This is a genomic window from Gluconobacter potus, from assembly GCF_015244705.1.
GTDB classification, from domain to species: Bacteria; Pseudomonadota; Alphaproteobacteria; order Acetobacterales; family Acetobacteraceae; genus Gluconobacter; species Gluconobacter potus.
The window spans coordinates 338,526-351,808 of record NZ_JABCQF010000001.1 but is presented as its reverse complement, the minus strand read 5'-3'; the positions used below and the strand labels follow the sequence as shown (position 1 = coordinate 351,808).

Genomic DNA, 13,283 nt, shown 5'->3' with positions numbered 1-13,283 from the left:
TGACCACGCCCTCTGAACGTCCTTCCCTCTCCCGTTCCGGGTCGATCAGAGAGACTGGTCGATCCAGGCCTTGAGCTGGCTCTTCGGCAGAGCCCCCATCTGCTGGGCAACCGGCTTGCCGTCCTTGAAGACGATCAGCGTCGGAATGCTGCGCACGCCATACTTGGTCGGGGCTTCGGGATTGGAGTCGATGTTGACCTTGGCGACCTTCAGGCGGCCCTGATACTCGGCGCCGATTTCCTCAAGTGCCGGTGCGATCATCTTGCACGGGCCGCACCATTCCGCCCAGAAATCGACCAGAACCGGACCTTCGGACTTCAGGACGTCGGCTTCGAAGCTGCTGTCGCTGACGGCGACGGTGTTTGCGCTCATGAGGGTGTTCCTTGTGGCGAATGATGTTTCTGAGAACGGATATCGGCTGCCCTGCCCCTCACTGCAAGGGGCTTTTGATCTGCATCAAACTCCGGGAAGAGCTTGATCCAGCAGCGAAGACGGAAGTGTGACAACGGCGGGTCCTTCCGTCCAGACCAGAGAACAGTGAATGTCGTAGCCCGGATGAAGTTGCGCCAGCACCGCGCGATAGGCCGCCATCTGCCGCAGATAGGCGACGGGGGTGCGCCCGGCCCGCAGAGGGGGATTGCGATTCGTCTTGTAGTCACAGACCCAGATCTGCCCGTCCCCGATCCGCAGACGATCCACCTGCCCGAGCACCACGCGACCCGCGCTGACACCGGAAATCGGCTGCTCCGCGCGGCTTCCGGGCGCAAAAAGCGGCGCAAGATCAGGATGGGACAGCACGCCCAGAACCTGCTGGGCCAGACGATCGATTTCCGCTTCCGTCAGGCCCAGAGCCCGGCGGGACAGCCAGCGCCGGGCCACGGCCTCACGCTCGGCGGCCGGCGTTTCGGGCAGAAGCTGGAGCAGACGATGGATCATCGTGCCGCGCCGCATGGCCTGTTCACGGACCGGCGTTGGACGACCGGCCAGAAGCTCCAGTGGTGAACGCGCGGCCGGAAGTTCGCCGAACTCCGCCCCATCCGGACGGCTGGGCGCGAGCGGGCGCGTCATGGCGTCCTCATGCGGCGTGATGACGGGCGTCCAGTCCGGCGCGCGGCCCATCCAGTCCGGCAACGTCGCGCAGGGCGGTTCGGCAGATCCGGGCTGGAAAACAACGGGGGCAAGTGTGCGCGCTTCTTCCAGCACGAGCCGTTCGCCTTCCCAGCCAAGATCCATCGGTTCGGAACGCGCATTGGCCAGTTGCCGGAATCCGGCCTCGCACTGCTGATACCAGCTTGTATCCGCAGGCTCGCGCTTGGCCCCGGCCCCACAGATCACCAGCCAGTCACTGGCGCGGGTCAGGGCGACATAAAGCAGGCGGTTGTTTTCGGCGCGGGCTTTTTCGGCGTCCCGTTCGGACAAGGCGGTCGTGACGTCGGTCCCCATGTCCTTTTTCGGAACCCAGAGCGGAAGTTCGAGCGCGCCCGCCTCTTCCCACAGGAAATCGCTACCCGGCGGCGGCTTGGACGTCGTGTCCGGCATCACGACCAGACGCGCCTGAAGCCCCTTGGAACCGTGCACGGTCATGACGCGGACGGCACCGAGTTCACTTTCAGCCTCGCGCTTGCTGGTGATCTCGCTGGCTTCGAGCCAGTGCAGGAAGCCCTGAAGCGACGGCGGGTGCAGCCCTTCATAGCGCAGTGCCGCCGTCAGCAGTTCATCCACCGGTTCAGCCGCTTCCGGCCCCAGACGCCGCAGCAGTCGCGTCCGGCCGCCATGCTGGCCCAGCGTCTCGGCAAGCAGACGGTACGGAGACGCATAATCGACACGCGCATAGAGTGTGGACAGCATCTCCCAAGCGGCACGCCAGTCCTCGCGCTCCCGGTGCCGTTCGCGCAGAACCGTCCAGAGCGGCTGACCTTTCGGTCCGAGGGCATGGGTCGTGCCATTGCGGGTGGCGAGCGCCATCAGCGAGTCGTCCGTCAGCCCTCCCAGCGGGGATGTCAGGACCGAAGCCAGCGTCAGATCATCCTGCGGCAGGAGCAGGGCCGCGCAGAGTGTCATGAGATCACGGACCGCGACCTGCTGTGTCAGCCCGACCCGGACCAGCGTTGCGACCGGCACATTACGCGATTTGAGAGCCCGGATCAGCGAACGCAGGAACGGCGAGCGCCGGGGCACGAGGATCAGCACGTCCCCTGCCGTCAGAGGCGCCTGTCCGGGCTGAGGCGGACGACCGATCTGCTGGTCGATCCATTCCGCGAGCGCTTCGGCCAGACGCTGGGGGGCGCTGCGCTGTCCCGTATTGGCGGAGGGCGCACGCCAAGGCGTGAGACCTTCATCGTCATCCTCGCCCTGCACCACGGGGACGAGCGGCCAGAGTTCCACACGTCCGCCCTGCCCCGGACGGGCCGAAACATGCGGGCGGAGCGTCTTCTCGTCATCCTGAAGCAGGCCATGCGCCGCGAGAGGCTGGGAGAACACCGCGTCCACGAACGACAAAACGGGCGGGACCGAGCGGAAGGAAACGTTCAGTTCCGGATCGCGCCACAGCAGACCGGCATTGCGCACCCGGCTGGCAAATTCGTGACGCCAGCGGTGAAACTCTTCCGGCTGAGCACCCTGGAAGCCGTAGATCGACTGCTTGTAATCGCCGACCGCGAAGATGGTGCGCGGACGCGGCCCCATGTCCCACGCGCCCTCTCCGGCGAAGAACTCGGATGTGAGCGCGCCGGCGATTTCCCATTGCAGACCGGAATTATCCTGCACCTCATCAAGCAGCAGATGATCAATGCCACCATCGAGCTTGTAGAGCACCCAGGCCGCACCCGGATCGCGCAGAAGATTGCGGGTTTCCTGAATGAGGTCGTTGTAATCGACCAGACCGCGAGCCGACTTACCGTCCTGAAACGCCGTCAGCATCGGCGCGGCGAGACCCAGAAGGGCGCGGTTTAGCAGGACAAGGCGCGCGCTTTTAAGGTTGGCCTGAAGATCGAGAAGACGCTGCGCCTCGTCTTCCAGCAAAGGCACAATGCCCGGAACGGCTTCCTGCGCTTTTTTGGCGACGATCCGGTTCATCTGCCGCACGGTCCCCTTGTCCGTCAGCAGACATTTTGCCCAGACTGCGGGCACACGTTCATCCGGTTCCGTCCCGAGCCAGGCCAGCATCTGCTCGACGAAAACACGCCCAGATGCGGTTACAGAACCAAGCACATCCCGCAGTCCAGCCCGCAGATCATCTTCCTTCGACGGCTGGCAGGCGAGGCTTTCAAGGTCTTCAAGACTTTGCTGCCCGGCTTTCAGGGCCTTGCGATACGCACTGACCACACTGTCCGGCAAAGTGGCCCAGCGCTCCAGCAATGGCCGGGCGCGGCTCTCCTCCATGTTGAGCGTGCGGATGCGCTGGAAAAAGCGGTCCAGCCCCACCGTCCCCGCGACATCGGCTGCAAGCTCAGGCGAACGGGCCAGACCGTCTTCCATCGCCTCGCGCAGGGCCAATGTGGTGTCGGTGTCTTCCATCAGCGTGAAATGCGGATCGACTGAGGCTTCCAGCGGGAAACGCCGCAGCAGGGACTGGCAGAAGGCGTGGATCGTCTCGATCCGCAGGCCGCCCGGCAGATCGAGCACACACAGGAACAGGGCACGGGCGCGGCGGCGGGTTTCGTCCGTGTTGGGAACGTCGAGGCTTTCAAGCTCCGCACCCAGCTTCGCATCCGGCAGCGAGACCCAGCTTCCCAGTTTCTGCTGAAGCCGGTTGGCCATCTCGGCAGCAGCGGCCTTGGTATAGGTCAGGCACAGGATGCGCGAAGGATGCGCGCCATCGGCCAGAATGGTGTTCCCATCATCGGTCTGCACATAGAGCGGCAGCATGAGGCGCAGCAGGCGGTCGATCAGCAGCTTGGTCTTGCCCGAACCCGCCGAGGCCGAGACAAACACCGAAGCGCGCGGATCGGAGGCCTGACGCTGCGTGCGATCGGCGGCGGCGATAACTTCGTCGCGGGTAACGGGGCGGGTCACAGGCGGCATGTCGTTCATTCGCCCTCTCCTTCCGCATAGGCCGCGCGCCATTCATCCACGCGGGCAAGCTGGGCGTAATCGGTGTAGCGCGGGAGATGCCCGGCCCAGGGCTGAGAGCGGTAGGGCTGGTCGGGGTTGTCGTATTCGTCCACGAGGGTCCGGAGTTTTTCCATGGCCTCACCGATCAGGGTGGGCGCATCTGTGCCGGAGCGTGAGCCCGGCACTTCGCTTTCCTTGCCCGGATCGTCCCCGCCGGTCAGGTGCCAGTAGAGCAGCTTCTTCGTCTCCACGGCCGGAACATCTTTGAACGCCCCTTTTGCCAGCAGAGCGCCTTCGAGCACGAGCTGGACGGACCAGCCTTCCGCCACATTCTTTCCGCTGGGCGGCTGCCCGGTCTTGTAATCAAAGACCGTCGCCAGACCGTCTGCTCCGATATCAATCCGGTCCGCCCGGCCACGCAGTTCGAACGGTGCGAAAGCCGCTTTGAGACTGAAAGAGGCCGTGACCTCCACGAACCGCCCCTGTGCCGGGCCGCTTTCCTCCATCTCCAGACGGTAGGCCGCTTCCTTTTCCGCCACCCAGTCCGCGATCCGGGCCAGACGCGGCCCCCACCAGTTCACAAGGGCCGGGCGCATATTGGCCTTGGCCAGTTCCTCGGCAAAAACGCGACGCAGGATGGCGCTGGCATTGGCGGGCCAGCGCTCGGGGAAGTCGTGAAGGACGCGTTCCATCGCATCATGCACGATCATGCCGAAATCGGCATGTTCCGCGCCTTCCTCCAGCGGCTTGAGCGCCCGGATCTTCAGGACATGCTTGGCATAGATCGCATACGGATCGTGCATCCAGGTTTCGATTTCGGTGATGCTGAGGCCGCGTGGACGCAGGGCAACGGGCGGCCGCGGTTCGGGCGGCGCAACAGCTTCGGCGCCTGCGAGCGGCTGATCCAGACAGCGCTGCCAGTCCAGCGCCGGATGCAGCGGCAGGCTCTGGGAGCGGCCGCCAAGAAACGCCTCCATCCGCACCATCCAGCGCGCCGGAACGCCGGGCGCGCCCTCACGCCGGGCCGAACTGGCGAATACGGCTTCCTTTGACGCCAGAATGGTCGAGACGAAATCATGCGCGCTCACACCCGTCTGCCGCTCCGGAGAGGGCAGCCCCACCCGCACGCGCATCGGGCGGCTCAGCCAGGGGCCCGGATCGGTCGCGGGTGGCCAGACGCCTTCGTTCAGTCCGCCCAGCACCACGACATCGAACGCCAGAAGCCGCGCTTCCAGCACGCCAAGGATCGAGACACGCGGATGCGCCAGTTCCACACCGCCACGATGCGCGCGCAGACCGGTGAGCATCTGCCCGGCCATGGACGTGTTGAGGAACGAGTCCAGATGCGTCAGGCGCTGTGGCGGAAGAATGCCGGTATTGACGATCAGCGCTGCCAGATGCCGCGACAGGGCCTCACCGTCCTCGCCCAGCCACAGACGCGCGCCCGGATGGCGCGGTTCGTCTTCCGGTGAATCCAGCTCTTCGGCCGTGGCCGCAAGAGCTTCCGCCGTGTGGATCAGGCGTTCGAGCAGCTCCGGAAGCGGAATGGCACCTTCGATGGACAGGAGCGGATCAAAGGCCTGCTCGATGCGTGCGATGAAAGCGGCGGGGCCTTCCGGCTCATCCGGGGCGTCGGCGCTGGCGCCGTGATCGGGGGCATGTTTCTTCTGCGTGTAGTCGTGCAGCGCGGCTTTCAGACCCGCGATGCCCGGCGCAGGGGCAGGCCCGCGCAGCAGCAGCCGTTCCAGCCGCCGGGCAGAGGCATGGCAGTCGCCCGGCGTACGGCCCAGAGCGGCGAGCGGGTGCTTCAGAACGGAGAGCAGCGCCACCGGGGACAGACGGGCTTCAGCGGCGGTCGCGATCAGGCGCAGGAAGACGGCGGCCGGAGTCTGGGACAAGGACTCGCCCGCACTGTCATCAGCATGGATGCCGAAGCGCAGAAGCTCGGTACCCACACGCTGCGCCAGAGCACGGTCGGGTGTGACGAGCGCGCAGGTTTTCCCGGCTTCGGAAACGACATCGCGCAGGATCAGGGCGATGGCCTGTGCCTCCTGCTGCTGGTCCTGCGCGGGCAGGATGGAGAGGCCGTCGATATCCCTGGGACGGCTGTCCTGCCCCCAGTGCTCGATTCCGTGTTCCGGAAGCAGGACCTCGCGCAGCATCAGTTCGCGCCCACGATCCCGGCCGCCATCCCAGTCCGTCAGTTCCTCGCGGGACAGGCCCAGATCTGTCAGGATTTCCTTCAGGCCTGCCTGCGGATGCGATGGCGGCAGATCGGCCCAGATCTCGCCCGCCATACCCAGATCCACACCCGGCAAAATCACGAGCCCGGCGGGAAGTCGCGCCACCACGGCCAGCACATCCGACACTGCCGCAGAGCCATCCGCGAACCCCACGCCCCAGACCGGCGTCAGCGGCGGCTTTTCCGCCCAGGCCTGCGCCTGCGCTTTCAGACGCGCGATCTGCCGCGCCACGGGATTGGAGAGCCCTTCTTCCTCCAGCCATTTTGGCCAGACGGCGGTCACGATTTCCAGAAATTTCAGCGTCTGCTGCCAGTGATCGGAAAAGCGCTCCTCCACCGCATCCGGCAGGCGCTCGGCCAGATCGACGCCGCTGCGCTCGGCCTCGTCCATCAGGTCCGCCAGCGCCTTGGCCAGCGGCCAGGCGCGGTCGATCCCCTTGGTGCTGTCCACACCGACGCTCACGAGCGGCGTCTGAAGGATCAGCATCGAGAGCACGGCCAGACGGCGTTGCGGCTCCACGGCAGGCGGGAGAACAACATCGATCCCGATGGATGCCAGCGCATCCTCATCCACGTCATTGATCGCAACGATGCGCGGCAGGAGTGCGGCCTGCGTGTCCAGAACCCGCAGGAACGCTTCCATGAGCGCGCGGCCCGCGCGACGGCTGGGAACGAGGATCAGGCCGGGACCATCCGTTCCGGCTGCCGGGTCCTGCTCAAGCCATTCCTGCGCCACACGGTCCAGAAACGGCTCCGTGCCCGCAATGGTGACGACGCCGCTCATGGGGTCAGTCCTGTCAGGCGCTCTTCAGGCCAGCCCGTCAGCTCCACAAGGCGGGAATCCTCACTGTCACCGGGGACGAATGTGAGATGCAACGCGCCTTCGGGTAGCAGGTCCCCGGCCCGTTCCGGCCATTCGACCAGCATAATGCCCTCGCATGCCTCGTCCCAGGCCAGCTCGTACAACGCATCCGGGCCGTCCAGACGCCACAGATCATAGTGATGCACCGACCCTTTCGGCGTCTCGTAAGGCTGCACGAGCGCGAAACTGGGGCTCGGCACTTCCATCTGCAGGTCCTGTGCCAGATGGCGCAGGAAGGCCCGGGCGAACGTGCTTTTCCCAGCACCTAAGCCCCCCGAAAGCGCGAGGCAGTCTCCGGGCCCGCAGCGATCGGCGATCAGGGCCGCCAGAGTTTCGGTTGCAAGCTGGTCATCAAGGCGTATCTGCATGGAGCCCAATGTGGCCCGACTGCCGTGTGCCAGCAAGCACGTTTGGGGAACATCGGCGCCCGTTCAGCCAGACATGTGCTGAAGCAGCGTCTTCCACCGCGCCATGACGGAGCGTTCCTGAAACTCCGCCGCCCGCTGCCGCGCCTTGTCCGACATGCTTAGGCGTTGCTCAGAAGCGCCCATCAGTTCCAGCAGGGCAACCGCGAGAGCCTCGGGCTCTTCGGGCGGAACCAGAAACCCGGTCTCGCCATCGCGCACGATTTCCGCTGGCCCGGTCTCACAGTCAAACGCCACGACCGGCACCCCGGCCGCCATGGCTTCGAGCAGCACCATCGGCAGACCCTCATAACGCGAGGACGCCACGAACAGAGCGGCCCGGGCATAGTCAGCATCGATGCCCCCGGTTGCGGGCGCAATCGTCACATGATGCAGTCCCAGCGTCTGCTGAAGCAGGGCCTCACGGTCGGGTCCGTCCCCCCGGATCAGAAGCTCCCAGCCGGCACTTCGCGGATCCTGCTCCACGATCCGCCAGGCCTGAAGCAGCAGGTCGTAGCCCTTCTGTTCGGTCAGCCGCCCCGCCGCCAGAACCAGACGGGACGCTTGAGGATACGGTCTGTCCGTCACGGGCGGCGCCATGTTCGGAATGGCGGTCAGGCGCGCCCGGACCGTCGTGCCTTCACGCCACAGCGCCGTGTCCCGCTGGGTCAGGACAACGACATCATCGGCCCAGCGCGCGGCGATCTGCCGTCCCCAGACGCGTTTGCGGCGGTTCAGCGTCACGTTGAAGTTGAAATGCTCCCACACGACACAGCGCACGCCCGCAAGCCGTGCGGCCGCCACGCCGTAGAGCGCATGAGTGGACTCCACCACCACCAGCGTGTCGATCTTCTCCCGTTTCAGCAGACGGGACAGCCGCCAGACGATGCGGAACCAGGAATTGAAGATCTTCACCGGCCGGTCGAACAGGGACGAGACGGCGATTTCGGGCGACAGCGGAAAGGCCGGAGCCCCCGCCCCGACGAGTTCCACCAGCCGCACCTCACAGCCCTGACGGACCAGCCCGTTCATGACGGCACAGGCCGAGCGTTCAGTGCCGCCGAGGCCTTTGAGATCCTGAATTACAAACGCATATCGTGCCTTCAATGCCCTACCCCAACCTCTTCAAACCGATTATGAAACAGGTCATGACGACTGCACCTCAAACCCTCAACACCGATGTCGCGATTGTCGGCGCCGGTCCGACCGCCCTCTTCGCCGCATTCGAATGTGGCATGCTCAAGCTGTCCTGCGTCCTGATCGACGCGCTCGACAGCGTAGGCGGACAATGTGCGGCGCTCTACCCGGAAAAACCGATCTACGACATCCCGGCCCATCCCGCCATCGAAGGCGGCGCCCTGATCGAGGCGCTCGAACAGCAGATCGCACCGTTCGACGTGCCGCGCCTGCTGGGCTCGCGGGTCGAGACGCTGGAAGGCCAGCGCGGGGCGTTCACATTGAAGACCGCACGGGGCGACGTCATCACCGCCAGGGCCATCATCATCGCAGCCGGTGCAGGTGCATTCGGGCCGAACCGTCCGCCGCTCGACGGGCTTGAAGCCTATGAGCGCACGGGGGCCGTGCAGTATTACGTCAAGAAACGCGTTGATTTTGCGGGCAAGCGCGTCGTGGTCGCAGGCGGTGGCGATTCCGCGCTGGACTGGGCGCTGTCCCTCTCCGAAGTGGCTGCTCAGGTCTATCTGCTGCATCGCCGGGACCGCTTCCGTGGGGCGCCCGAGACGCTTTCGCGCATCGAACAGCAGATTGCGGCTGGCAAGATCGAGAAGGTCGTGCCCTATCAGCTCCATGCCCTGCACGGCATGGACGGTGTGCTCTCGACCGTGGAAGTCACGACACTTGAAGGCACGTCCCGGCATATCGAGGCCGATGCGCTTCTGCCGTTCTATGGCCTGTCCACCGATCTGGGGCCGATCGCGCTCTGGGGGCTGGACACGCATCGCAACACCGTCCCTGTCACCCCGGCCACGCTCGAGAGCAGCACGCCGGGCATTTTCGCGATCGGGGACGTGGCGACCTATCCGGGCAAGCTGAAGCTGATCCTTCAGGGCTTCTCCGAAGGCGCCATGGCGGCCCATGCCATCCATACCATCGTCCATCCCGACACGGCCCTGCATTTCGAATATTCGACGAGCAAGGGCGTGCCGGGCTGACGGAGCAAGACGGGACAGTTTTTTCGCAGCGCTGAGCTGACTTTCATGGCTTCAGGGCGGTTTCACGAACGACAACACAGCAGGACAGATATGAAAGTCATCGTTATGGGCGCCGGCGTCATCGGCGTGACAACGGCCTGGTATCTCGCTCAGGAAGGCCACGAAGTCGAAGTTATCGACCGCCAGCCGGGTGTGGGCCTGGAAACGTCCTTTGCCAATGCGGGTCAGGTCTCTCCGGGCTATTCCACCCCCTGGGCCATGCCGGGACTGCCGTTCAAGGCCGCGAAGTGGATGTTCGAGAAGCACAGCCCGCTCGTGATCCGTCCGCGCTTCGATACGGCCATGTTCCGCTTCATGGGCGAACTGCTCATGAACTGCACCGAAAAGGCCTATGACATCAACAAGGGCCGGATGCTGCGGATCGCGGAATATGCGCGTGACCGTCTGGACGCCCTACGTGCGGACACCGGCATCACCTATGACGGTGCGCAGAAGGGTCTGATCCAGCTGTTCCGCACCGACAGCCAGATCGAATACGCCGCCGAAGACATGCGCCTGCTGGCCGAAAGCGGCGTCGAGCACAAGCTGCTGACCGTGGACGAGATCCTTGCCCGCGAGCCCGGCCTTGCCCATGCGCGGCACCTGCTCAAGGGCGGCCTGCTGCTGCCGGGTGACCAGACGGGCGATGCGCATCTCTTCACGCGCCGTCTGGCCAAGATGGCCGAAGAGAAGGGCGTGAAGTTCCATCTCGGCGTCAATATCGAGGCTCTGGAAGCTGCCAGCGATGCCATCGTCAGCATCCGCACCAGCGCCGGCCGTATGACCGCCGATCGCTATGTTCTGGCGCTCGGCAGCTATTCACCGCGCTTCCTCAAGCCGCTGGAACTGCGTCTGCCGATCTATCCGGTCAAGGGCTACTCCCTGACCATGCCGATCACGGATGAAAGCCGCGCCCCGGTCTCGACCGTCAATGACGAGACGTACAAGGTCGCCATCACGCGCCTTGGCGACCGCATCCGCATCGGCGGCACGGCCGAGCTGAACGGCTTCAACCTGCGCCTCAGCCCGGACCGTCGCGAGACGCTGGAGCTGTCCTTCAGCGAGATGTATGGCGGCGGCGACCTGTCGTCCGCGAAATACTGGACGGGCCTGCGTCCCTGCACCCCGGACGGCACGCCGATCGTCGGCCCCTCCCCGCGCTACGGCAATCTGTGGCTCAACACCGGCCATGGCACGCTGGGCTGGACGATGGCGGCAGGCTCCGGCCAGATCGTCGCGGACCAGATCTCCAGCCGCCAGACGGCCATTCCGTCCCTCGACCTGTCGCTAGACCGCTACGGCGTCTGAGACACGCTCCCGTCCGTTGGGTCTTACGGACGGGAGAGGAACGCCTGGACATCCTGCATCGAGACGGTCCCGTCCCGGCGCAGGAGTTCGTCCTTGCCGCCCACATGATGCGGCATGACCATCAGCGGCGTGCCTTCATCCATGAACCTGATCCCCAGATCACTCCAGTGCGGCACCACGAACCGCCGGAAAGACTGGACGAGCGCGCACTGGTCAATGCACCAGTTCGTCGGATTGGCAGGGTCATAGGCGACCTGCAGATAATCATGCAGGAACGCCGCGATCTCCGGCAGCCTGTCAGCTTCCCCGAACCATGAAATCCCCGCGCCAAACCCCCAGGGCTCGCCAAAAGTCTGGCGTCCTTCATGGTTATAGGCATAAAGCCGGAAACCGTAATCAGCGGTATTCCTGAGATCATCAAACAGCGCCAGGAAGTCATCGGGGAAATAACCGTCACAATCCGCGGTGATGACCGGGCAGGCATAGCGCCGTACTACTTCGGGCAACATCAGATAGCGGATCGCCGTATAGGTCGCGGCATCGCGCCATGTAAGCTGTCCATGCGCCAGAGTGATATCGAGACCGAAATCCCTTTGCGCGAGGGCATCGACCAGTTCGCGCATGAACGCAAGCTGCTCCGGCGTCGGCGTATCGATCCCCAGACACAGCCGGATCCGGAATGCCGGGTCCAGGCGAGTAGCACAAACCCTGAGCAGCGACAGCAGGAGCTTGGGGAGAAAGCGGACATACCCGGCATCGCATCCGAAAACGAGACAGAGCGCTGGCGGCTGAGCACCCGGGACATCGCCGGGAGCAACACTGGCCTCCCAGTGCCATTCCCCCATGCCCAGACGGTCAGGAACCGGCTGCTCCATACCCTCACGCGCGGCCCCACCCAGCCAGGACAGCACGCCACAGTTATAGTGGATCGGCATGAGCCCGGTCCGAATGGCCAAGGCTTTGGCCACCGCATACTGGCTGTCGGCCGCATCCGCATTGCCCGCGAGCCAAAACTGATGCCCGCTGCAAAGAGCATTCCAGTAACTGTCCCCGTTAAAACGCCGGTCCAGTTCCAGCAGGGCCTGGCGGGGTTTTTCCCCAAGACGCAGGGACGTCTCCTCGAAGCGATGTCCATAAGTCTGCCGAATGTCCCACCCGTCCCGTTCCGCAAGTGGCATAGGCGTCAGAACCCGTTCGAACAGCACGTCAAAGGGCGTCAGACGGAGATGCCGCAGAAGACCCGGCACCAGGAACAGGGCGTTTTCACCCTGACGCAGCCGTGCATCGAGATCCTGCGTCCGCTGCGGAATGTTGCCCTCCGGGAAGCGCTTCAGCAGGGCACCATGCAGCAGGTCAGCCGCCCGGACGTGATGACCGCAGCGCATTGCCAGAAGAGCCAAGAAATACAGCATGTCCGCGCCATCATCGGCCCGACGCGCCAGTTCCAGCGCACGTTCCGCCAGCGCCAGCTCGCCGCAGTCCACACAGATCAGCGCCAGATATCGCAGGCGGGACAGATCCTCGGGATACAGGGCAACCTTGGAGGTCTCCGACTGAAGACTCGCAAACGAATCCCGGATACGGGCCCAGGGCGCCTGATCTCCGCGCCGCACAACGTTGCGGACGTCTTCCAGAAGAGCCACCACCTCAGGTGACGGACAGGGCTCCAGCCGAAGGGGAGACGCATTTTTGCCTGCCAGAAGAACGGACCCGTCTTCCTGCGCCTGCACATTGAGCGTTTCCAGAGCAACCGCCCAGTCCCCGACCCGGAGCTGGAAATCCTGTATCGCAGGGCGCAGAACCGAAAAGGGTTCAGCAGCAACATGCCAGGGACGCGATACCAGCCGCTGCAGTTCCGGCAGGCGCGCGACCGGCAGAGCGAGGAACTGCTCCCAACCCTGGATCTGCGATGCGGTGCCACATCCACGCTCCGGCGCCGCTGTCAGAAAGACATTCCCGGCACGCACCGCATACAGGAGACGCCCCCCGGATGGATCGATCGGCAGAAGCTCCATGAGACCGCCATTCCCGGTCAGCGGGACGGGATCCACCACCCCCGCGATCACATCGGGCAAAGACGCCAGAGACAGCGAGAACCCGCGCCGCGCGACAATCGACCCATGGAAGCTCAGAAGACAGGACGTCATGCCAGCAGCGTAGTGAGGGGCGAGAGCACATGCAAATGCCTGCAAAACCCGCCCCGA

The 13,283-nt window shown here is 64.8% G+C and carries 8 protein-coding genes; 2 read left to right on the top strand and 6 right to left on the bottom strand.

From position 1 onward, the window contains the following. Positions 1–45: 45 nt before the first annotated feature. The 5 genes from trxA to HKD31_RS01555 form a co-directional block, all read right to left on the bottom strand. Positions 46–372: a thioredoxin TrxA gene (gene trxA, locus HKD31_RS01575; RefSeq protein ID WP_011252202.1), complete on the bottom strand. Its 327-nt coding sequence runs from the start codon at positions 370–372 to the stop codon at positions 46–48. 84 nt (positions 373–456) lie between these two features. After that, a complete protein-coding gene (gene addA, locus HKD31_RS01570; RefSeq protein WP_194263865.1) occupies positions 457–4,032 on the bottom strand; it encodes a double-strand break repair helicase AddA in 3,576 nt (1,191 codons plus the stop codon). Further along, a complete protein-coding gene (addB, locus tag HKD31_RS01565; protein ID WP_194263866.1) occupies positions 4,029–7,079 on the bottom strand; it encodes a double-strand break repair protein AddB in 3,051 nt (1,016 codons plus the stop codon). Before addB ends, addA begins: the two co-directional genes overlap by 4 nt. Then, positions 7,076–7,525 (bottom strand): tRNA (adenosine(37)-N6)-threonylcarbamoyltransferase complex ATPase subunit type 1 TsaE, encoded by a 450-nt coding sequence (gene tsaE, locus HKD31_RS01560; RefSeq protein ID WP_194263867.1) that lies wholly within the window; start codon positions 7,523–7,525, stop codon positions 7,076–7,078. The genes addB and tsaE overlap by 4 nt, the downstream gene beginning before the upstream one ends. Positions 7,526–7,588: 63 nt before the next feature. Further along, positions 7,589–8,668: a glycosyltransferase family 4 protein gene (locus HKD31_RS01555; RefSeq protein ID WP_194263868.1), complete on the bottom strand. Its 1,080-nt coding sequence runs from the start codon at positions 8,666–8,668 to the stop codon at positions 7,589–7,591. A 41-nt stretch (positions 8,669–8,709) separates the two neighbouring features. Between HKD31_RS01555 and HKD31_RS01550 the strand changes: the two genes are divergently transcribed. Both HKD31_RS01550 and HKD31_RS01545 read left to right on the top strand, forming a co-directional pair. Beyond that, positions 8,710–9,732 (top strand): NAD(P)/FAD-dependent oxidoreductase, encoded by a 1,023-nt coding sequence (locus HKD31_RS01550; RefSeq protein ID WP_194263869.1) that lies wholly within the window; start codon positions 8,710–8,712, stop codon positions 9,730–9,732. 90 nt (positions 9,733–9,822) lie between these two features. Continuing rightward, the gene (locus HKD31_RS01545) at positions 9,823–11,079 is read left to right on the top strand and encodes a D-amino acid dehydrogenase (RefSeq protein WP_062458184.1); all 1,257 of its coding nucleotides are present in this window, start codon (positions 9,823–9,825) and stop codon (positions 11,077–11,079) included. Positions 11,080–11,102: 23 nt separating this feature from the next. Here HKD31_RS01545 and HKD31_RS01540 read toward each other — a convergent pair whose 3' ends face one another. Further along, positions 11,103–13,226, bottom strand: a complete 2,124-nt coding sequence (locus tag HKD31_RS01540) for a tetratricopeptide repeat protein (protein ID WP_194263870.1) — start codon at positions 13,224–13,226, stop codon at positions 11,103–11,105. Between the last annotated feature and the right edge of the window lie 57 nt (positions 13,227–13,283).

Bases quoted from the DNA above. Each gene is read 5' to 3' on its own strand.
- trxA (WP_011252202.1), bottom strand. From the start codon at position 372: ATGAGCGCAAACACCGTCGCCGTCAGCGACAGCAGCTTCGAAGCCGAC.
- addA (WP_194263865.1), bottom strand. From the start codon at position 4,032: ATGAACGACATGCCGCCTGTGACCCGCCCCGTTACCCGCGACGAAGTT.
- addB (WP_194263866.1), bottom strand. From the start codon at position 7,079: ATGAGCGGCGTCGTCACCATTGCGGGCACGGAGCCGTTTCTGGACCGT.
- tsaE (WP_194263867.1), bottom strand. From the start codon at position 7,525: ATGCAGATACGCCTTGATGACCAGCTTGCAACCGAAACTCTGGCGGCC.
- HKD31_RS01550 (WP_194263869.1), top strand. From the start codon at position 8,710: ATGACGACTGCACCTCAAACCCTCAACACCGATGTCGCGATTGTCGGC.
- HKD31_RS01545 (WP_062458184.1), top strand. From the start codon at position 9,823: ATGAAAGTCATCGTTATGGGCGCCGGCGTCATCGGCGTGACAACGGCC.
- HKD31_RS01540 (WP_194263870.1), bottom strand. From the start codon at position 13,226: ATGACGTCCTGTCTTCTGAGCTTCCATGGGTCGATTGTCGCGCGGCGC.